Source organism: Corynebacterium sp. UMB9976, assembly GCF_030212265.1.
Taxonomy (GTDB): Bacteria; Actinomycetota; Actinomycetes; order Mycobacteriales; family Mycobacteriaceae; genus Corynebacterium.
This window is the reverse complement of the sequence record NZ_JASODY010000002.1, coordinates 98,076-118,838: the sequence shown is the minus strand read 5'-3', so window position 1 is coordinate 118,838 and position 20,763 is coordinate 98,076. Positions and strand designations below refer to the sequence as shown.

13 protein-coding genes are annotated in these 20,763 nt (G+C 61.8%); 7 read left to right on the top strand and 6 right to left on the bottom strand.

Annotated elements, in window-relative coordinates; translation table 11 throughout:
- Window position 1: 1 nt before the first annotated feature.
- The 4 genes from QP140_RS02165 (at window position 2) to QP140_RS02150 (ending at window position 9,537) form a co-directional block, all read left to right on the top strand.
- Window positions 2–730, top strand: a complete 729-nt coding sequence (locus tag QP140_RS02165) for a VIT1/CCC1 transporter family protein (protein ID WP_442874979.1) — start codon at window positions 2–4, stop codon at window positions 728–730.
- 71 nt (window positions 731–801) lie between these two features.
- The gene (locus QP140_RS02160) at window positions 802–5,772 is read left to right on the top strand and encodes a DEAD/DEAH box helicase (RefSeq protein ID WP_284757859.1); all 4,971 of its coding nucleotides are present in this window, start codon (window positions 802–804) and stop codon (window positions 5,770–5,772) included.
- A 2-nt stretch (window positions 5,773–5,774) separates the two neighbouring features.
- The gene (locus tag QP140_RS02155) at window positions 5,775–8,387 is read left to right on the top strand and encodes an AAA family ATPase (protein ID WP_284757857.1); all 2,613 of its coding nucleotides are present in this window, start codon (window positions 5,775–5,777) and stop codon (window positions 8,385–8,387) included.
- The gene (locus QP140_RS02150) at window positions 8,371–9,537 is read left to right on the top strand and encodes a 5-methylcytosine restriction system specificity protein McrC (RefSeq protein WP_284757856.1); all 1,167 of its coding nucleotides are present in this window, start codon (window positions 8,371–8,373) and stop codon (window positions 9,535–9,537) included. The genes QP140_RS02155 and QP140_RS02150 overlap by 17 nt, the downstream gene beginning before the upstream one ends.
- A 221-nt stretch (window positions 9,538–9,758) precedes the next feature.
- Here the strand turns inward: QP140_RS02150 and glnA are convergent, their stop codons facing one another.
- On the bottom strand, window positions 9,759–11,195 hold the full coding sequence (gene glnA, locus QP140_RS02145) for a type I glutamate--ammonia ligase (protein WP_284757855.1): 1,437 nt from the start codon (window positions 11,193–11,195) through the stop codon (window positions 9,759–9,761).
- A 223-nt stretch (window positions 11,196–11,418) separates the two neighbouring features.
- Between glnA and QP140_RS02140 the strand changes: the two genes are divergently transcribed.
- The 3 genes from QP140_RS02140 to QP140_RS02130 all read left to right on the top strand — a co-directional run bounded on the left by QP140_RS02140 (window position 11,419) and on the right by QP140_RS02130 (window position 14,696).
- Complete coding sequence (locus QP140_RS02140) at window positions 11,419–12,225, top strand: hypothetical protein (RefSeq protein ID WP_284757853.1); 807 nt, start codon at window positions 11,419–11,421, stop codon at window positions 12,223–12,225.
- Entirely contained in the window at window positions 12,226–14,109 is a 1,884-nt protein-coding gene (locus QP140_RS02135; RefSeq protein ID WP_284757851.1) for a hypothetical protein, read from the top strand. It begins immediately after the preceding gene.
- Window positions 14,110–14,219: 110 nt separating this feature from the next.
- Entirely contained in the window at window positions 14,220–14,696 is a 477-nt protein-coding gene (locus QP140_RS02130; protein WP_187441041.1) for an RDD family protein, read from the top strand.
- Between the two features lie 148 nt (window positions 14,697–14,844).
- Here the strand turns inward: QP140_RS02130 and QP140_RS02125 are convergent, their stop codons facing one another.
- The 5 genes from QP140_RS02125 to sucB form a co-directional block, all read right to left on the bottom strand.
- On the bottom strand, window positions 14,845–15,498 hold the full coding sequence (locus tag QP140_RS02125; protein WP_284757849.1) for a LysE family translocator: 654 nt from the start codon (window positions 15,496–15,498) through the stop codon (window positions 14,845–14,847).
- 72 nt (window positions 15,499–15,570) lie between these two features.
- Window positions 15,571–16,341, bottom strand: coding sequence for a DUF4191 domain-containing protein (locus QP140_RS02120; protein WP_284757847.1), 771 nt, complete (start codon window positions 16,339–16,341; stop codon window positions 15,571–15,573).
- Window positions 16,342–16,474: 133 nt separating this feature from the next.
- Entirely contained in the window at window positions 16,475–17,518 is a 1,044-nt protein-coding gene (gene lipA, locus QP140_RS02115) for a lipoyl synthase (protein WP_012360497.1), read from the bottom strand.
- Between the two features lie 94 nt (window positions 17,519–17,612).
- On the bottom strand, window positions 17,613–18,311 hold the full coding sequence (lipB, locus tag QP140_RS02110) for a lipoyl(octanoyl) transferase LipB (RefSeq protein WP_284757845.1): 699 nt from the start codon (window positions 18,309–18,311) through the stop codon (window positions 17,613–17,615).
- Window positions 18,312–18,487: 176 nt separating this feature from the next.
- Window positions 18,488–20,674: a 2-oxoglutarate dehydrogenase, E2 component, dihydrolipoamide succinyltransferase gene (gene sucB, locus QP140_RS02105; RefSeq protein ID WP_284757844.1), complete on the bottom strand. Its 2,187-nt coding sequence runs from the start codon at window positions 20,672–20,674 to the stop codon at window positions 18,488–18,490.
- Window positions 20,675–20,763 lie beyond the last annotated feature (89 nt).

Here is a 20,763-nt window from a genome sequence, read left to right as displayed (position 1 = left end):
CATGAGGAAAACCACCAAGCCCGCTGTTCCTGGCGCTCACCAGGAGCTTCACGATTCCGACGAGGCGGCGAAGATGAACTCGCTGCGCGCTGGTGTGTTGGGTGCCAACGACGGCATCGTCTCCGTGGCGGCGCTGCTGATCGGGGTGATCGCCACCGGGGCGGGGGATAAGGCCATCCTGATGGCTGGCCTGGCTGCCACCATCGCGGGAGCGGTCTCCATGGGCTTGGGCGAGTACGTGTCGGTGTCCGCCCAGCGTGACACCGAGCAGACCCTGATCGCCAAGGAGAAGAAGGAGCTGCGGGAGGCCCCGGAGGAGGAGCTGGAGGAGCTCGCAGGGATTCTCTCCGGCTACGGGATCAGCAAGGGCACGGCTGTGGAGGCGGCCCGCGAGATCCACGCGGAGGACGCCTTGCGCGCCCACCTGCAGCTGGAGCTGGGGATTGATGCCAACGAGCTGACGAGCGCGTGGGCGGCGGCGTTCTTCTCCGCGCTCTCCTTCCTGGCCGGTGCAGCGCTGCCGATGATCTCGGTCTTTGTGGCGCCAACCGGCACCCAGGCGTGGGTCGTCACTGCGGTGACGATGCTCTCGCTGGCCCTGACCGGCCTGATCTCGGCGAAAATCGCGGGAACCAGCGTGGCTCGCTCGGTGGTGCGCCTGGTCGTCGGTGGTGGCCTGGGCCTGGCGCTGACCTACGGCGCGGGTGCGCTCTTCGGCGGCGTTGCCTAAACCCAGCGGGGCCTTGGCGTAGACCCCGTGCCGTTCACTGAGTGATTCCGGTCACGGGGCATAATGGCTCCATGGCGAAGTTTTCCGAGGTCCTCACCCAGCTGCGCGATAATCAGCCGCAGGCGACGTATGGCATCGCTTTCGAAAAGCTGATGGTCAATTATTTCCGCACCGACCCCACGCTGAAAGCCCAGTTTGATGAGGTCTACCGCTGGACTGATTGGCGCTACAACGGTGGCAAGGCTGATACCGGTATCGACCTGGTCGCCCGTCGCGTGGACGACGGTTCGTGGACCGCGATCCAGTGCAAGTTCTACTTGCCGACGACCAGCATTAGTAAGTCGAACCTGGATTCCTTCTTCGAAGCCTCGGGCCGGACCTTTGAGACCGAAGAGGGCGTGGAACATTTCGGCAGCCGCCTGATCATTTCCACCACCGACCGCTGGTCCTCCAATGCGGAGGAGATGCTCGCCAACCAGGTGATCCCCACCAGCCGCATCGGCGTGTCCGCGATTTCCGAGTCCCCGATCAACTGGGACGTGGTCTTCCCGGGTGCTGCGATGGGGGATAGTGCGATGCAGATCAACCTCTCCCGTCGCGAGACTTTTGAGCCCCGCCAGCACCAGCAGGAGGCCATCGACCGTGCCATCGCGGGTTTCAGCACCCATGATCGCGGCAAGTTGATCATGGCTTGTGGCACGGGCAAGACCTTCACCGCGCTGCGCTTGGCCGAGCAGGTCGCGGAAGACAACGGTGGCAAAGCCCGCATTCTGTTCTTGGTGCCATCGATCTCCCTGCTCTCGCAGACGTTGAAGGAGTGGACCGCCCAGGGCCGGATGGACATGCGCACCTTCGCAGTGTGCTCGGATGCCAAGGTTTCCCGCAGCGCGGAGGACATCGCCACCTACGACCTCGAGGTCCCGGTGTCCACGGAAGGCTCGCAGATCGCGGAGCGTTTCGCCTCCGGTAAGCGGGCCAAAGGCCTGCACGTGGTCTTCTCTACCTACCAGTCGCTGCCCGCCGTGCATGACGCGCAGCAGGAGGGGCTGGATGATTTCGACCTCGTGATCTGCGACGAGGCTCACCGAACCACGGGCGTGACCTTGGCTGGAGAGGACGCCTCCAACTTCGTGCGCATCCACGATGCGGACTACATCCGTTCCGCGAAGCGGTTGTACATGACGGCGACGCCGCGTCTGTTCGACGACCAGGTCAAGGGCAAGGCTGCGGAGCATTCCGCGGAGCTTGCCTCCATGGATGATGAGGCCGTGTACGGCCCAGAGTTTTATCGCTTGGGCTTCGGTGAAGCAGTGGATAAAGGCCTGCTCACTGATTACCGCGTGCTCGTGATGACGGTGGATGAGTCTGTTGCTGCTGAGGCCATGGCCCGTGGCGAGAATGGCCAGCTCAACCTGAGTTTGGCCTCGGCGATGATTGGTGCCTGGAATGGTCTGGCCAAGCGTTCCGGCGACCTGCAGGGCCAGAAGGGCGGCTTCGATACGAACGCTGCACCGATGCAGCGCGCGGTGGCTTTCGCCCGGGATATTAAGACCTCGAAGCAGATTTCGGAGTCTTTCCCTTCCTTGATTTCTGCTTATCAGCAGCAGCTCCGGGAGGCCGCGGTGATGGGGGACGTGTCCCTGCACAACGTGGATCTGCGTGTGGCATCCCAGCACGTGGATGGGGCGATGAACGCGATGGAGCGCGGCTCGAAGCTCTCCTGGCTGGAGTCAACTCCTGATGAGGATCAGACCCGCGTGCTCACCAACGCCCGCTGCCTGTCTGAGGGCGTGGACGTCCCGGCGTTGGACTCGGTGATTTTCTTCAATCCGCGTAATTCCATGGTGGATGTGGTGCAGTCCGTCGGCCGGGTGATGCGTAAGTCCGAGGGCAAGGACTATGGCTACATCATCCTGCCGGTGGCAGTGGCCCCGAACGTGCCGCCGGCCCAGGCGTTGAATGACAACCAGCGTTTCAAGGTTGTGTGGCAGATCCTCAACGCACTGCGTGCCCACGATGACCGCTTCAACGCGAAGGTGAACTCCATCGCGCTGAACGAGGGCCAGGTGGACGAGCTGCCGATCGCCGTTGACCATGTGCCAAACCCCAAGGAGCAGCTGGACCAGGCGGAGGCCCGCTCCCAGACCGACTCCCCGGAACCGGATCAGGACATGGCCCAGCAGGTTGCCCTGTTTTCGCTGGAGCGGTGGCAGGAGGCGATGTACACGAAGCTGGTGGATAAGGTCGGCACCCGTACCTATTGGGAGGACTGGGCCGACGATGTGGCGACCATCGCCGAGAACCAGATCACCCGCATCAAGGCGCTGCTGGATGGGGCGGACGGGAAGTTACGCCGCGAGTTCGAGAAGTTTGTCGAAGGCCTGCGCAATAACCTCAACGAGGGCATCACCGAGGACGACGCCATCTCGATGCTCTCCCAGCACCTGATCACCGCGCCGGTGTTCAACGCGCTGTTCGAGAACCACGACTTCATCACCCACAACCCCGTGGCCCAGGTGATGGAGAAGATGGTCGCGGCACTCTCCCGGGAGAACCTCGATACGGAAACGGAGTCGCTGGAGAAGTTCTACGATTCCGTGCGAGTGCGTGCCTCGGAGGTTTCCAGCGCGTCTGGCAAGCAGCAGGTGATTAAAGAGCTCTACGAGCGCTTCTTCCAAAAGGCCTTTAAGAAGCAGGCGGAGTCGCTGGGCATCGTTTACACCCCGGTTGAGATCGTGGACTTTATCCTGCGCGCCGCCGACGATGTGTCGAAGCAATATTTCGGCCGGGGCTTGAGCGATGAGAGCGTGCATATTCTGGATCCGTTTACGGGCACGGGCACGTTTATGGTGCGTCTGCTGCAGTCCGGGTTGATTGATCCGAAGGATCTGGCGCGCAAGTACGCCAACGAGTTGCACGCCACGGAGATCATGCTGCTTGCCTACTACGTGGCGGCGGTCAATATTGAGACGACGTTTAACGCGCTGCAGGCCGAGGCTGCGCAGCGTGAGGGCTTGCCTGAGCCCGAATACGTCCCGTTCGGCAATATCGCTCTCGCGGATACCTTCCAGATCCACGAGGAAGGAGACATCCTGGATCTGACGGTATTCAAGAACAACAACGAGCGCATCGTGCGGCAGAAGGAGGCCCCGATCAATGTGATTGTGGGCAACCCGCCATACTCGGTGGGTCAGACGAGCGCGAACGATAACAACGCGAATGTGAAGTACCCGACGCTGGATGCTCGGATTGCGGAGACGTACGCGGCGAAGTCGACGGCGACGAATAAGAACTCGCTCTATGATTCCTACCTGCGTGCATTCCGCTGGGCGACCGACCGCATCGGTAACCAGGGCGTGGTCGCCTTCGTATCTAATGGCGGCTGGATCGACGGCAACACCGGGGATGGTGTGCGCCTCTCCATGGCTGAGGACTTCACGGACCTATATGTGTTCAACCTTCGAGGGAACCAGCGCACGGCTGGCGAACAATCACGCAGGGAGGGTGGAAAGGTCTTCGGCTCTGGCTCGCGGAACACGGTAGCCATCACCATCGGTATTAAGGATTCCAACGAGTCCGGATTCCAGCTGCACTACCGCGACATCGGTGACTACCTCTCCGCCGAGGAAAAGCTGAAGATCGTCGACACGTCGACCGTCGATACTGTCGACTGGCAGACCATTACCCCGAACTTCCACGGTGACTGGGTGAACCAGCGCAGCGACGAGTTCGCGATGTGGCCGGTCATCGGCGAGAAGAAGGGTAATGCGACGAAGTTCTTTGAAGAGCATTCGCGTGGCCTTTCAACTGCGCGTGATGCGTGGTCGTATTCTTTTGCGACCGCCCAACTCATAGAAAACATCGAGACGCACGTTGCGAACTACCGCCAGGCGCAAGACCTGTTGCAAAACGAAGGGTTTGAAGAAAGCAAGCGGGGGGTCGACGCGTTGTTTGCGCAGCACCCTGAGCTAGTCGATAGCACGCAGGGATCATGGAATGCCAACCTGAAACAGGAGCTAGCCCGCGGAACCGAAATCTCGTTTGAACCGGACCGTGTGTACACGTCGTTGTACCGCCCGTTCTACAAACAGCGTAATTACTTCGCGAAGGAATTGATCGATAGGCAGTACCAGTTGCCATCGATGTTCCCGACGCAGCACCACCACAACATCGGTTATTACGTGCTGAACCCCGGCGCAGAGAAACCATTTTCCGTGTTTGCAACGAAGCTGCTTCCAGACTTGGCTCTCTACGGTTCGAACGCTGGCCAGTTCTTCTCCCGCTTCACGTGGGAGCCGGTTGAGGCTTCGGATGGTGGGTTGTTCGGCGAGGGGGCGTCGATAAGCGAAGGTGAGTCCTCGATCTATGGGCAGGTTGGTGAGGTTGTTGCGGGGTATGTGCGCAAGGACAACATCACTGACGCGATCAAGGCGCTCTACCGCGACGCGCTTGGCGCGGATGTGACAGGTGACGATATCTTTCACTTTGTATACGGGAAGCTGAACGACCCGACGTACCGGGCTAAGTATGCAGCCGACCTGAAGAAGATGCTGCCTCACATCGAGACCCCAAGTTCTCGTACTGAGTTCGATAAGTTTGCGGCAGCCGGGCAGAAACTCATGGATCTGCACGTGGACTACGAGAACGTGGATCTATGGCCGCTGGATATCCAGGTCAAGGGTGATGAATCTGACCGGGAAACCTGGCGCGTAACCAAGATGCGTTGGCCGAAGCGCAGGGACCCAGAGACTGGCAAGAACGTCAACGATGTCACGAAGCTGATCTACAACAAGCAGGTCACAATCGCCGGTATTCCGGCGGAAGCCGATGAGTACATGCTCGGCTCGCGGTCTGCAATTGGGTGGCTGATCGACCGGTACCAGGTGAAGAAGGATAAGGCCTCCGGCATCGTCAACGATCCGAATGACTGGGCAGACGAGGTCGGCAACCCTCGCTACATCGTTGACCTCATCGCGAAGGTCACGCGTGTGGCAGTGGATTCGGTGAGGATTGTGGAGAGCATTCGGGAGGATGAGGAGTGACAATGAGTCCGCAGATTTATAACTGGAAAGCCATGCTGCCAGTGGTTCTTGAAGTTGCGGCTGATGGAAAACCGCACCACCGGAGCGACTATATCGAGGCTGTTCGCCGAGTCACCGCTCGTGACTTTGGCGACGAAATTCACCGGAAGCTCAAGCACGGCTACTCCTATGAAGACCGTGCTAATTGGGCGACGTTTGAGCTGCGTCGCTCCGGGTTACTCGCCGATGTTGAGCGCGCCGTAACGCAAATTACGCCTGAAGGCATCCAATGGCTCAAGGACAATCCCTATCCGCTGAGCCGCGAACAACAGCGAGAGTTTGTGAAGATGCGTGACCGTGTTCTCGAAGCGAAGGGGACGATCGAAAAATCCTCGTCTGATGACGATGCCGACGAGCCCGAAACAAGCGATGATTACGTCTGGGTTCTCCGCGCTGGCAAAGATGGCGTACGTGAGAAGCGTGCCCTTCAAGAAAACCTCGGTCTACCGGGCTTGTACTACAACGAAGAGGTAGAAAATGCCGAGACCCTTGACGAGATCAAAAAGGCCATGCGGGCCGCCTATCCCGAGTGGAAGCGCGGCCAGATCAATACTCAGGCAGGGCAACTTTACCGTTTCCGTACGAAGCTCCAAGTGGGCGACATCGTTCTTATGCCGAGCAACCATGTCCGTGGTGCGGTGTACCACGGTACGGTCACTGGTCCTGTCACCATTGACCGCAGCGAACCTGACGTCGAGGCTCATCTTCGCGTTCCGATCGAGTGGAGCGACGAAACGTTCCGCCGCGATGAATTAGGAATCGATCTGCGTCGCTCCATCGGCAGCTTGCTGACGATCTCGCAGGTGAAAAGGAACAACGCACACGAGCGCTTTTTGTCGGTCATCGATGGTTCTGGGGACCCGGACTTCAACGTGCAGGATTTTTCTTCGGCGGATTCCTACACGCTCGACTGGCTTGGTTTCCATCGGGAGTTCGCGGAGCGCCTTTTGCCCTACCGTGCTGATCGCACAGCATTGCTTGAGAAACTCCATGAGGCTGCACGGCTATCTGAGCGACCATCGCTATTCAATATGCTGTGGGAATGGTCCACCGACGATGGTAAAAAGTCTGCCACAGATATTGATCCGTTCACGGTCTACGCCCTGATCAATCGCTCACTGACGATGTCCAACAAGGAAGCCATCTATCAAGGGCTCAAGGAGGCCTTCGAGATCAACGCCGAGGTTCCCACCTCTGTGGACGGACTGCCCGTGCGCAATAACCTTTCAGCACGCTTTGAATCGAAGCCTAGTGATCCAGGGAACACCGCATTTTACGATGGCATCTGGGCACTTTTTGAAGCCGCACTGAGCTACAACCCGCGTGAAGAAGACGGTCAATCTCGTGCCGATTTCGTCGACGCGTACGATGCCGCCGTCAAAAACCGCTCACAGGTCGCGTACACCATGGGACTGTTTTGGATTCGGCCTGAAACGTTTATGGCACTCGACCGTCGCAATGCAGACTTCCTTAAATCCGAAGATGGCATGGGCACTGATGTCCTCAGCATGGTCAGCGATGGTTCCTCTTATCTCACCACGCTTACAGAGGTCGCCGACTGGCTCCAGGAATCCACGATCGATCCGCCCAATTTCGCGGGTCTCTCGGCAACAGCATTCCAATACGCACAAAACGAACCTGAAGGGCCAGCCGTAACCGAACCAGAAGAGCTGCCCGGGGAAGCACAGGAAACCTATTCCATTCAGGATATTCTCAACGCTGGATGCTTTCTCGAGCGCAAAGAACTCGAGACGATCCTCCGGCGGTGGAGAGAAAAGAAGAACCTCATTTTGCAGGGCCCACCGGGGACGGGAAAGACGTGGCTTGGCCGAAAGCTTGCGTACGCGCTGCTCGGAGACTCCTCCGACGAAACAATCACTGCCGTGCAGTTTCACCCGTCAACGTCCTACGAAGACTTCATCGAGGGCTTCCGTCCGGCCAGTGGCGGCCATCTCCGCTTGCAGCCCGGACCTTTCTTGAAGGCCGTTAAAGCTGCTAGTGACGACGAGGAGCGCAAGCACTTCATCATTATCGAAGAAATCAACCGTGGAAATCCCGCCCAGATCTTCGGCGAAATGCTTACGCTGCTAGAAGCTGACAAGCGCAACGCTGCAAGTGCTCTCACGACGATTTACTCGCCCGACAGCGAGCCAATCTACCTGCCCAACAACCTCTACGTCTTAGGCACGATGAACCAAGCAGACAGATCTCTCGCGATGGTCGATATGGCACTACGCCGGCGTTTCGCATTCGTCGACCTTCAGCCGCAGTTCAATGAGCGATGGCTCGATTACTGCTCGTCTGAATGCGGATACGACCGCGAGGCGCTGGCAACCATCGGAGCTAAGCTCTCCGTACTCAACGAACGCATTGCTCAGGACGCTAATTTGGGGCGCGACTACGGGGTTGGGCACAGTTTCGTGACTCCGCGGAAGTCCTCGAAGCCGTTGAGCAGGGAGGAAACGTGCATGTGGTTCGACGCGATTATCGACACAGATCTGGCTCCATTGCTGCGTGAGTACTGGTATGACCAGCCCGAGGTCCTGGAAGAAGCACTTCGTGAACTTCGAGACTGACGCTCCCGGCGACCACATCAGCCAGCACGTCCCCATGCGGAGCGTGTGGTTGTTGCAGCTCTATGCCTCGGAAGCATACCGGCGGGGCGTTATCACCGACGCCGCAGTCGAGGCCGCGGATGCTGAGCTTCCGGTGTTGCTCACCACGATGCTGTGTGAAGCAGTCGAACGCCGGCTCACGCGTGAGCTCAGCGTCGGATTCAGCCGTCGCGCGGCAACTCTTCACCGCGTGCGCGGGAAGATCGATGTTTATGCAACGCAGCGACACCGGCTACTCGACAAGGGCCAGATCCGGTGCGAGTTCAACGAGCTCACCAGCGACCACCCCGTCAACCGCTACTTGCTTCGTGTTCTGCACTACGCAGAAAACCTCATTCAGCCGCTCAATCAAGCAGTGGCGACGCGGTGCCGTCGCTTGGCGCGATCTCTCGAAGTCGCAGGAGTGCCGTTTATCTCGTCCGCGCCTGAACCCACTGGCCGGCTCTCTCCTTCCGACGTTCATCCCACAGCCGTAGCATCCTTGCTGCTCAACCTGTTTATTCCGAGGTCCGGTATTGGCCCAAATGCGTTCGCCCGGGCCTCGGTCACTGAGACGTACCTGCGTGCGCTTTTTGAGCGGGCACTACTGGGAATCTACCGCTACCATCTCACGCCGCTGGGGTGGACCGTACACGGCGCCAAGTACCTGGGCTGGCCTCTCAATTCCCCGACGACTGCGCAGCTGCCGCGAATGCTCACCGACATCATGCTCACCGCGCCCGATGGCACCGAGGTGATCGTCGACGCCAAGTTCGCCGCGATGGCCACCAACAATCGCACGAACACCGGGTACACGCTGAAGTCCGGGCACCTCTATCAAATCCAGTCCTATGTGTTGGCGCATGCGGCTGCTCTTGCCACTGCTGGCGATACTCGGCCAGTGTCCGGTGTGGTGGTCTATGCGACTCTAGGAGCACCCCGGGACGGTTCTGAACAGCGCCAACAGTTCACCATTCATGGGCATGCTTTTACCTTTTCAGCTATCGACCTCAGTGGTTGCGTGAGCGCAATCCGAGACGGAGCACTTGCCGCCCTTGGAGTAGACGCGACGGTTACGCCACCGTCTGCCAAAGCGAGGAGTGCCTACACCACAGCTGGGCCTACTGTTTAAGACCAGCGCAGTACGGGGTTAAGTCGGAGCGGTGGGAGGTGCTTTTGGGCCGTGCCGTGTCACGAAATGCGCGAAAAGTGACACGCCACGGCCCAAAACACGTAGCAACTGCCTAAATCCCGCTGAGCCCCAGCCTCAAGCCCTCAGCCCCCGCACCCCGATCCCCACAGCAAAAGGCCCGGAAGCTACCAACAGCTTCCGGGCCTCGCGCTAGACCAGAACTAGCAGTCGTAGTACATCTCGAACTCCAGCGGAGTCGGACGCAGACGCGACGGCATGATCTCGTTATCCACCTTGTAGCGGATGTAGGTGTCGATCAGGTCGTCGGTGAACACGCCACCCTCGGTGAGGAACTCGTTATCGTCCTCCAGGGCCTTCAGCGCGCCCTCCAGGGAGGTCGGCGCCTGCGGGATGCTCTTCGCCTCCTCCGACGGCAGCTCGTAGAGGTCCTTATCCACCGGCTCGTGCGGCTCGATGCGGTTCTTGATGCCATCCAGGCCAGCCAGCATCATCGCGGCAAAGCCCAGGTACGGGTTACCGCTCGGGTCCGGCGCACGGAACTCAATGCGCTTCGCCTTCGGGTTCGAGCCCGTGATCGGGATACGCACCGCAGCAGAACGGTTGCGCTGCGAGTACACCAGGTTGATCGGAGCCTCGAAGCCCGGCACCAGGCGGTGGTAGGAGTTCAGCGTCGGGTTCGTAAAAGCGAGCACCGCGCCAGCGTGCTCCAGGATGCCGCCGATGTAGTAGCGGGCGGTATCCGAAAGCCCTGCGTAACCGTTCTCGTCGTGGAACAGCGGCTCGCCGTCCTTCCACAGGGACTGGTGCGCGTGCATACCCGAACCGTTATCGCCGGCCAGCGGCTTCGGCATGAAGGTCGCGGACTTCCCGTTGCGCCACGCCACGTTGCGGATGATGTACTTGAAGGTCTGGATATCATCCGCCGCGGCCAGCAGCGTGTCGAACTTGTAGTTGATCTCCTGCTGCCCGCCGGAGCCCACCTCGTGGTGCAGACGCTCCAGGGTGAAGCCGGCCTTCATGAGCTCCTTGCTCATCTCATCGCGCAGGTCCTGGTAGCGGTCATACGGCGCGACCGGGAAGTAGCCACCCTTCGGGCGGGTCTTGTAACCCAGGTTGCGGGAACCATCCAGGTCGAACTCCTGATCGCGGTTCCACCAGCCAGAGTCGGAATCCATGCTGTAGAACGCCTCGTGACCCTCCACGCGGTAGCGCACGGAATCAAAGAGGTAGAACTCCGCCTCCGCACCGAAGAAGCAGGTATCCGCAATGCCGGTGGACGCCAGGTACTGCTCCGCCTTACGCGCCACATTGCGCGGGTCGCGGCTGAACGGCTCGCGGGTGAACGGGTCGTGGACGAAGAACTTGATGTTCAGCGTCTTCGCCTCGCGGAACGGGTCGATCTTCGCGGTGGACAGGTCCGGCAGGAGGTTCATGTCGGACTCGTCGATGGTGGTGAATCCGCGGATGGAGGAACCGTCGAAGGCCAGGCCTTCCTCGATGGCGTCCTCGTCGAAAGCCTCTGCGGGGATGCTGAAGTGCTGTTCGGTGCCAGGGACGTCCGTGAAGCGGATGTCGACGAACTCCACGTCCTCGTCCTTGATGAACTTCACGACCTCTTCGGGTGTTTCAAATGCCACGCTAAACTCCGCTCTTCGTAGTCGTGTTTGTGGGGGTTGCTGGGGTCACATTTTACCCGCCGTTATCCGGAGTATTGCCCTCGGGGAGGGCGCGGGGGTGAACTTTCCGTTTTTCCCGTCCACGCCGGTGGCCGCTGGGTTACTGTTTCTTTTACCTCGTTCCCGCAGCAGGGGGCACCGGTTGCGGGGTGGGGTGGGAAGTCATTGTTTATTAGGGGGCGCTGTGACCAGCTTTTTTAACGACGTCAACCCCCGCAAATCCACCCGATCCCCTCGCGGGATCATGCGGGTTGTGGTGGTGATCGCCACGGTTCTGGGGCTGGCGGGGGTGATGGGTTTCGCGCCCGGCACGGGTGGCGAGCTGCGGCGAGAGGCTGCGGGGGTGATGCCGATCGTGGACGCGGGGAACTACGTGGGAACCGAACTGGGCGAGCGGTTGTCTAATAATGGTGGGATGGATCTTTCTTGGCCCAGGCCGGAGGGCTTCGATGGCATCTGGTTCGAGAAGGAGCCCTACGGCCGCCGGGAGCATGTGGTGTGGGAATCGCAGCGCTTCGTGGGTGAGCCGGTGGACATCCCAAAGTTGAAGCAGGGGCAGGTGAAGGGGGACTTCGTGGGCTTGCCGGATATTTGCGGCCCGGTGGTGCGCGAGCGCATGGCCGAGCTGGGGTACCTGCCGAGCAAGACGCTCGAGAGTAACTACGAGTTCCGTTACGGCTGCAATTTCGGGAACCGCGACGTCGAAAACCTAGCGAATCTCGATGCCGTCGATGTGTCGTTGGGGACTCCGCCCGGACACCTAGAACGAGTTGAGATCGACACGGAATATGAGCTGCCGTCATCTGCTGAGTACGTCCGGGTGCCTAACGGCTCTCCGACAGTGTCGTGCCTCGCAAGGGGACCAAAGCTCCGCGATGAAAATCGGGTCTATGTGGCGACGGGGGTCGACCATATGGAGTCGCAGTACGCAGACTGCACGGTTAACGCACTTTATTGGCAAGTAGTTCAGAACGTAATGGGGGAACACTAAATGAAGATGGAAGCCGTAATTGCGGACATCGATCAAGCAAGGCGCACTATTGCGTCCGCTGCACAGACAAAAACTGGATTCACAACGGAAGAGGCATGGGGTGGCGGATACACCAAAGTTCCGTCCCTCAGCGGTGCGTTTACGCAGCATGCATCATTTTGGAGCGGCCAACCTGGTGATGCAGTCACCGCGATCACCAAGCTCAACGACGATCTCGACTGGAGCGGAACGATGTTGGGCAGTGTCGCTGATGCACTCCAGCACCAGGAGGAGACAACATCCAAGGCCTTCGACAACTTTGATATGGCTGCCCATGAGCGCGGGGTGGGCTCTTTCTCCTGCTTCCAGCCACGAGATACCGAGCCATTTAAGAATCTCAATTACCTTCATCCGGCCTCTATCGTTGAACCGCTCTACTCGGTGAAGTTGATGATTGCGCTGATCCAGGATTCCGATGCTGCGCCGATCGCCGCTGCGGAGAAATGGCGGGGCACTGCAGCAGAGCTGCAGGCTGTTGCGGAACAACTGATGGCGACCTCATCGGGCCTGGGCGCAAGGAACAAAGGCCGGGCCTTCGATGAAGCGCGCAACGCGCTCGAGGATTTTGCGAAGAGAAGCCGAACCGTGTCGGCAAACGCAGCGTTGATGGCGGAATCGGCAGCTCAGTTTCCTCTCGTTCGTCAGAAGAACCTGGAGGAGCTTTTGGAAATTGCAGCGAAGGTGACCGCAGCCAATGCCGGTGCGCCGGGATCCGGAGAAATTATGGAAGGCGCAGAAATGGCAAGGTTCGTGAGCACGCACCTGCAGCCCTCGCTGGAGCTGCTCAAGCCACCAGTCCATAACTTCGGGGTGCCCGTCGTCGGACACAACGGTGGCGGCGGGGTGAACATCACCAGCTTCAACACCACCGGCCCAGCCGAGGCTTTCCAGGCCATCAACGGCAACGTCGCACCCGCCACCGCGAACAACGTTCAGGAGCTAGGGGCCCAGACCGCCGATGCTGTGACGGATGCAGGTCGCGGCAACGCCGCCGCCAACGCGCCAGCAGCCGGGAACACCAGCCCAGCGGCAGGGGAGCACCTCCCCGCCAGCCAGCAACACGTCGCCCCGGCAGGCGCCAACCCCGCAGCACCCGCGGGTCCGGGCGTGGCCCCGGCAGGCACACAGCTGCCCGCGAACACGCCCGCCCACACAGCAGGCATGCCGGGCGGGGCTCCATCCAACGCAGCCGCGCCGGGCCTCGCACTGCCTGGAACCAACCAACGCGGTGCCAACGGGAGCCCGAACGCGAGGGGAGCACAGCCCGCCCGCCCCGCGCTGCCGACGACGGGTGCACACCGGCCAAACGCAGGACACGCGCCGGTGCCACGGGCAGGCAGTGCTCCACACGGCACCGGCGCGCACAGTGCCCTCCGCAACGCTCCGGGGCTCGGCGGGGCAGAGGCCACCGGCGAGCGCACCGGCAGCCGCAACCACGGCTACGGAACCCCCGCCACCACCGGGCAGGGCAGGGCGCCACGAACCACCGTCGTCCGCCCCGAGCTACCAGCCGCACACCCGGAGAACCTTCGCAACGGTGTGGCGGGCCGCGGGCTGCACGGCGTTGGCGCGCCGGGCACACCCAACGGGGCTCCGCACACGGGCATGCACGGCACCAGCCACGGCTCTCCGACCACGGCAACGCCACACGCCGACGCACAGAGCAACCAACGCGGTCGCGGCTTCTACGGCGGCATGGCGCCTGGCGCACGGGGAGGGGCGGCCAACACCGGGCGACAAGTAAAGCCAGGCGCCGGCCAGTGGGCCAGCTCGGTCTCGGAGTATTTCAAACGCCAATTCTTGGGTGCCAAGCCGCGCACCACGAAGAAGGTGATCAGCCGCTAACCGTGGTTGCGAGCAAAGCCTGAGTCCGCCGGGTCAGGGCAGCCTAATAAGCCCAGCAGGGGTGCGGGAAATTGTTCCCCCCCCCGCGCTTGGATAGGCTCAAAACCATCATGACTCAGAAGCGCTCCTGGCTCGAAGGCCCCCAGCTGCCCGGCCAAAACGAAGACCCGAACAAACTCAGCTCATACCCGGGCGAGGCCATCGGCCTGCCCAAGGACGGTCCCGGCTCGCTCTCACCGCTGATGCCCCGCATGATCGCGCTGCTCATCGACTGGTTCCTCAGCATGGGCATCGCGTTCTTCATCACCACCCAGACCACAAAGTTCGGTGGCCTGTCCACCCTCACCATGCTGGTCTTCGTGCTGATGCGCCTGCTCACCGTCTGGCTGCTGGCCCAGACCCCAGGCCACGCGGTGATGGGCATCGGTGTCGCCCGCCTCGACGACGCCACCCAGCGCGTCGGTCTCTGGCGCTCCTTCGTGCGCATCCTGCTGACCATCTTCATGTTCCCGCCCGTTGTCCAGGACACCGACGGCCGCGGGCTGCACGACCGCGTGACCCAAACCGGCGTCATCAAGACCCGCTAGCCCCTCCCGAGAAAAGGGAAACAGGGCCGCGGACCGCGCGGCCATAGGAGGCAAAGCGACCGGGGGACCGCAAGAAAGAGGGGCTGGCTGCGGGGCCCAGGAGGGGGAGCCCCGGCGGCGTCGAAACCGAGTCGCCGGCGCCGATGAACTAGCCCAACAGGCCGGTCAGGCCGTTGTACAGCAACGTCACCGAGACCACGGCGAAGAACAGCCCCGCACCCAAGTCGATCAGGTGGGAGACGGAGAGCAACCGCGACTGCACCCGCTGCGTCGACACAAACAGCGCGATCAGGCTGAACACAATCGCCGCCGAGGCCATGATGGTGACCACATAGACCACAGAGACCCACCACGGCGCGCCCACCGGCAGGAACGGCGCCAGAATCGCCGTGAAGTACAGCACGACCTTCGGGTTGGAGAGGTTCGTCGCCACGCCCGTACGGTAGGCAGCACGCGGCGAGCCCAAGCCCGGGGGCATCACCAGATCAGCGTTCGCCCCCACCCGCGTGCGGTAGTACTCCCGCACCTGCCGCAGCAGGCTAAAGGCCATATAACCCAACCACAGGCCACCGAAGATCTGCAGATAATCCAGGATCCACGGCTTCTTATTCAGCAGCGCGCTCGCGCCGGTCACGGCCAGCGTCGACCAGAACATCAGGGCCGTGACGATCCCGCCGATCGCCGCGAAGGCATGCTTCCGCGAGCGGGAGGCCATCCGTAGCACCAGGAACAGGTCTGGTCCAGGGGTCATCACGCCGAGCATGTTCATCAGCATGACGATCCCGATGTTCGTTAATTCCACAAATTAATCCCAAATCTCCAAGCAAAAACCGGCCACAGAGTGCGGCCGGTTGAGCGCTAAATATCTTAAGTTTTACTTCTTGCCACGCTGTGCAGCACGGCGGGCGCGGCGGTTCATGCCGGCCATCTGTCCGCCCTTCGGCAGCGGACCCTTCGGCATATTCGCCATCGGGGACTGCAGGCGGGAAATCGAATCGATGCGGGAGTTCAGCGCATCGACCTCGTTCTTCTTAATGTTCCGCGGCAGGCGCATCAGGTGGTTCTGCAGCTTACGGACCGGAACCTCGCCCTCACCATCGCCGACGACGACGTCGTAGATCGGGGCGTTGCCAGCGATGCGGGCGATCTTCTTCCGCTCGCGGGCGATCATCTGCTTCACACGGTTCGAATCACCCTCACCGACCAGGACGATGCCCGGAGTGCCGACGACGCGGTGGACGGCATCCAGGTTCGTGTTTTGCGCGATGCCCGGCTCGACAATCCACTTCATGCCCACGCCGTCGCGCAGGTTGCTCAAGGTCCAGGCGGCAGCGCCGGCCTCACCCTCAATCTGCTCGTAGACACCCTTCTGCAGGCGGCGGGTGAACACCCACACCGCCACGGCGATGCCCAGCAGGATACCCACGATGAGGTTCAGCCACCACCAGCCGAACACAGTGGAAAGCAGAAGCAGAAGCACGACGGGCACCAAAAAGCCCACCAGCATCAGCGGGATCAGCTTCTTATCGCGCTGCCGCTGCAGCTTAAAGGCCTGCCACAGCTGACCGCGCTGCTCCTTGCGGGCGGCGCGCTTGGCGGCCTTTTCTGCCTTCTTGTTTTCCTTCTCGCGGATGTCCTTAGCCATGTGCTCCAGGATAGAACATGCAGCGAAAAACAAAGAAACGCGCGCAAGGCGCGAAGCCTTACGCGCGTCTCAACGCTTCTCGCGCTAGCGGTACGCCGCAGGATTATCTTTAGCGCTACATCGCTGGGTTTCCCTAGCGGTAAGCGACCGGGGTCTCCTCGGAAGCGCCGTACTTATCCAGCAGGTTGGTGGCCTCCTGCTGGGTGGAGCCGTCTAGCTTCTCGTTGAGGTGGGAGAGGTTCTCCGGGATCTCCCGGCCACGGGCGCGCATCGCCTGCGCGTACAGGCGGCCGGAACGGTAGCTGGAGCGAACCAGCGGGCCGGACATGACAGCCGGGAAGCCCATGTCATAAGCAGCCTCGGAGTGTGCCACGAACTCCTCCGGGCGCACCCAACGCTCGATCGGGTGGTGCATGGAGGTCGGGCGCAGGTACTGGGTAATCGTGAGGATGTCGGTGCCCGCCTCGCGCAGGTCACGCATGGCCTCCACGACTTCCTCCTCGGTCTCGCCCATGCCCAGGATCAGGTTGGACTTCGTGATCAGCCCGTAATCGTGAGCCGCACGGATGACCTCCAGGGAGCGCTCGTACTTGAAGGCCGGGCGGATGCGCTTGAAGATGCGCGGCACGGTCTCCAGGTTGTGGGCGAAGACCTCCGGCTGGGACTCGAACACGATCTGCAGCAGCTCCGGCTTATTCGAGAAGTCCGGGGTGAGGTTCTCCACGCCCGTGTTCGGGTTCAGCTCGTGGATCTTGCGGACGACCTCCGCGTACAGCCAGGCGCCCTCATCGTCCAGGTCGTCGCGGGTCACGCCCGTGACGGTGGCGTACTTAAGACCCATCTCGCGGACGGACTCCGCCACGCGCCGCGGCTCGTCGCGGTCCAGGGGAGTGGGCTTACCGGACTTAATCTGGCAGAAGTCGCAACGGCGGGAGCAGGTGTCGCCGCCGATGAGGAAGGAGGCCTCGCGGTCCTCCCAGCACTCGTGGATATTCGGGCAGCCAGCTTCCTGGCATACGGTGTGCAGGCTCATGCCCGTCACGCGGTTCTTCATGTCCCGATACTCGGGGCCCATCTTCGCGGTGGTGCGGATCCAGCGGGGCTTAGCCTCGATGGGGGTCTGCGAGTTCTTAGCTTCAATGCGAAGCATCCGGCGTCCGTTAGCGCTGACAGTCATAGAGTCCACCCTACGCTGGTCCCCCGATGATTGCTAACAATCTCGGCGTGCGGGCTGACCTGCCCAAACATCACCGGCATGGCCAGCGCTGGGGCTAGTCCTTGTGCACCGCCAGCTCGCCGTTGAGGGCAGCCACGATGTTCTTCTCCAGCGCTTCGCGGCACTCCTCGACGGTGACGTCCCGGCCCAGTTCCGCGGACAGCGTGGTCACCCCGGCATCGGCGATGCCGCAGGGCACGATGTGCCCGTAGTACTCCATCGTGTTGTCACAGTTCAGGGACACCCCGTGCATCGTCACCCCGCGGGTGACACGAATGCCGATCGCTGCGATCTTCCGGGCGGGCTTCAGCTCGCCGCCCACCACGCCGGCGGGCAGCCACACCCCAGAACGGCCCTCGACGCGACCGGTGCCTTCCAGGCCCACGTCCTTACAGGTCTGGATCAGTGCTTCCTCCAGGCGGCGCACGTAGTCCACCACGTCCACCGGGTCGGCCAGCTTGATGATCGGGTAGGCAACCAGCTGGCCGGGACCGTGCCAGGTGATGCGACCACCACGGTCGACGTCCACCACCGGCAGCCCGTTATCCGGCCGGTCGCTGTCCTCCGTGCGCTTACCCGCCGTGTACGTCGACGGGTGTTCCAGCATCAGCAGCTGGTCGCCGATCTTCCCCGCGGCGCGCTCGACGGCGAGATCTGCCTGGCGATGCCAGGTCTCTTCGTAGTCCACGGTCCCGAGCTCGTTGACCTCGATCGGGGTGGAGTCCATGCGGATACTGCCGGTTTGAAAGCCCATGTTTGCCAAGTGTAGCGCGCAGCACAAAACCCCCAAGCCTTGAGGCTCAGGGGTCTGAATGCTGCGGGGCTAGTGACAGCTAGTTACCCGCGGGCGTTATCCTCCGCGCGGGGCGCTGCCATCAACCAGCGCCACCGTGTAGGGGGCGGGGCTTACAGCCCCAGGGAGGAAGGAGCTTAGAGCTCCAGGTCCTCCTCGAAGTCGCCCTTCTCCAGGCGGTCGCGCAGGGTGGACATGAAGCGACCTGCGTCGGCGCCGTCGATGACCTGGTGGTCGTAGGTCAGCGGCAGGAAGACCATGTCGCGGATCGCGATGGCCTCGTTCTCATCCTCGGTGAGGACGACCGGGCGCTTCACGATCGCACCGGTGCCGACCATGGCTGCCTGCGGCGGAACCAGGATCGGGGTGTCGGTCAGGGCACCCTCGGAACCGATGTTGGTGATGGTGAAGGTGCCGCCGGCCAGGTCGTTCGGCTTCAGCTTCTTGTTGCGCGCACGGTCCGCGATGTCCGCGATGGCCTTCGCCAGCTCCGGCAGGCTCAGGTCCTGCGCATCGTGGATGACCGGGGAGAGCAGGCCGTCCTCGGTGTCCACCGCGATGCTCAGGTTCACGCGGTCGTGGTAGGTCATCTCCTTGGTCTCAGCGTTGTAGGACGCGTTGACATTCGGGTGGGAGATGAGCGCCTCGACGGCAGCCTTCGCGAAGAACGGCAGGAAGGTCAGGTTCACGCCGTGGGCGTCCTGGAAAGCCTTCTTGGACTTCGCGCGCAGGTCGGCGACGAGGGTCATGTCGACCTCGTGGACCTGGGTCAGCTGCGCGGAGTTGCGCAGGGACTCCAGGGTGGTGCGTGCCGTGATCTCGCGGATGCGGTTGACCTTCTGGGTCGTGCCGATCAGCTCCTGCTTATCCGGGTCGACCTTGTGCGCGGACGCACGCGGGCCGGCCGGCAGGTTGGTCTTCGCACCGGTGGTGATGTCCTCGCCCTCGGCGGCGGCCAGGACGTCCTGCTTGCGGATGCGGCCGCCAACGCCGGTGCCGGTGACCTTGGAGAGATCCACGTTGTTCTTCTCGGCCAGCTTGCGGACCAGCGGGGTCACATACGGCAGGTTATCGCCGGACGGCTCGCCAGCGGAGCCGGACTTCTCGCCGCGGTCAGCGACGTTCGGGCGAGCGGTGGTCTCCGCAGCCTTCTCGCGTGCAGCCTCGCGGGCGGCCGCGGCCTTGTCCTTGCCGGAGTCCTTCTTCTCGGACTTCTGCTCCTGCTTGGAGTCGTCCTTCTTCTCGGACTTCTGCTCGTCCTTCGCCTTAGCCTTCTCGGAAGACTTGTCCTCGGACTTCTCCTTCTTCGGCTCTTCCTTCTTGGAAGGCTTGCCGGAGCCGTCGCCGATGCGGGCGATGACGTCGCCGACCTCGACGGTGTCGTCCTCCTCAGCGAGGATCTCGACCAGGGTGCCTGCGACCGGGGATGGGATCTCGGTGTCGACCTTGTCGGTGGACACCTCGAGCAGTGGCTCGTCGACCTCGACCTTGTCGCCGACGGACTTCAGCCACTGGGTGATGGTGCCCTCGGTGACGGACTCGCCGAGCTCCGGCATGGTGACGTCCTCGCCCTCACCGGAACCCTCGGAAGCGGAATCGTCGGAAGACTCATCGGAGGAGGTGTCCTCGGAGGAATCCTCAGCGTCCTCGTCCTCGTCCTCGGTCTCCTCCGGCTCCTCAGCCTTCGGCTCTTCCTTCTTGGCCGGCTTAGCCTCGCCGTCGCCGATGCGGGCGATGACGTCGCCGACCTCGACGGTGTCGTCCTCCTCAGCGAGGATCTCGACCAGGGTGCCTGCGACCGGGGATGGGATCTCGGTGTCGACCTTGTCGGTGGACACCTCGAGCAGTGGCTCGTCGACCTCGACCTTGTCGCCGACGGACTTCAGCCACTGGGTGATGGTGCCCTCGGTGACGGACTCGCCGAGCTCCGGCATGGTGACGTCCTCGCCCTCACCGGAACCCTCGGAAGCAGAATCGTCGGAGGAGGTGTCCTCGGACTCCTCAGCAGCCTCCTCGTCGGAGCTGTCCGCAGCCTCGTCCTCGTTGGAGGAGTCGTCGCCCTCGTCATCGGAGGAAGGAGCTTCATCCTCCTCGCCGATCTCAGCGATGACGGAACCGACCTCGATGGTGTCGTCCTCTTCGGCCATTACCTTCAGCAGAACGCCGGCAACAGGGGAGGGGATCTCGGTATCAACCTTGTCGGTGGACACCTCGAGCAAAGGCTCATCCACCTCTACCTTGTCGCCAACCTTCTTCAGCCACTGGGTGATGGTGCCCTCAGTGACCGATTCGCCCAACTCGGGCATTTCGACGGACTGCGCCATGGTGTTGAAGCTCCTCTTGAAACGCGAAAACTAGCTGTGGTCGAGTTTTAAAGACCAGTTACTCAACAATTGTACGCTCTCAAGCAACT

Bases quoted from the DNA above. Each gene is read 5' to 3' on its own strand.
- QP140_RS02165 (WP_442874979.1), top strand. From the start codon at position 2: ATGAGGAAAACCACCAAGCCCGCTGTTCCTGGCGCTCACCAGGAGCTT.
- QP140_RS02160 (WP_284757859.1), top strand. From the start codon at position 802: ATGGCGAAGTTTTCCGAGGTCCTCACCCAGCTGCGCGATAATCAGCCG.
- QP140_RS02155 (WP_284757857.1), top strand. From the start codon at position 5,775: ATGAGTCCGCAGATTTATAACTGGAAAGCCATGCTGCCAGTGGTTCTT.
- QP140_RS02135 (WP_284757851.1), top strand. From the start codon at position 12,226: ATGAAGATGGAAGCCGTAATTGCGGACATCGATCAAGCAAGGCGCACT.
- QP140_RS02130 (WP_187441041.1), top strand. From the start codon at position 14,220: ATGACTCAGAAGCGCTCCTGGCTCGAAGGCCCCCAGCTGCCCGGCCAA.
- QP140_RS02120 (WP_284757847.1), bottom strand. From the start codon at position 16,341: ATGGCTAAGGACATCCGCGAGAAGGAAAACAAGAAGGCAGAAAAGGCC.
- lipA (WP_012360497.1), bottom strand. From the start codon at position 17,518: ATGACTGTCAGCGCTAACGGACGCCGGATGCTTCGCATTGAAGCTAAG.
- lipB (WP_284757845.1), bottom strand. From the start codon at position 18,311: ATGGGCTTTCAAACCGGCAGTATCCGCATGGACTCCACCCCGATCGAG.
- sucB (WP_284757844.1), bottom strand. From the start codon at position 20,674: ATGGCGCAGTCCGTCGAAATGCCCGAGTTGGGCGAATCGGTCACTGAG.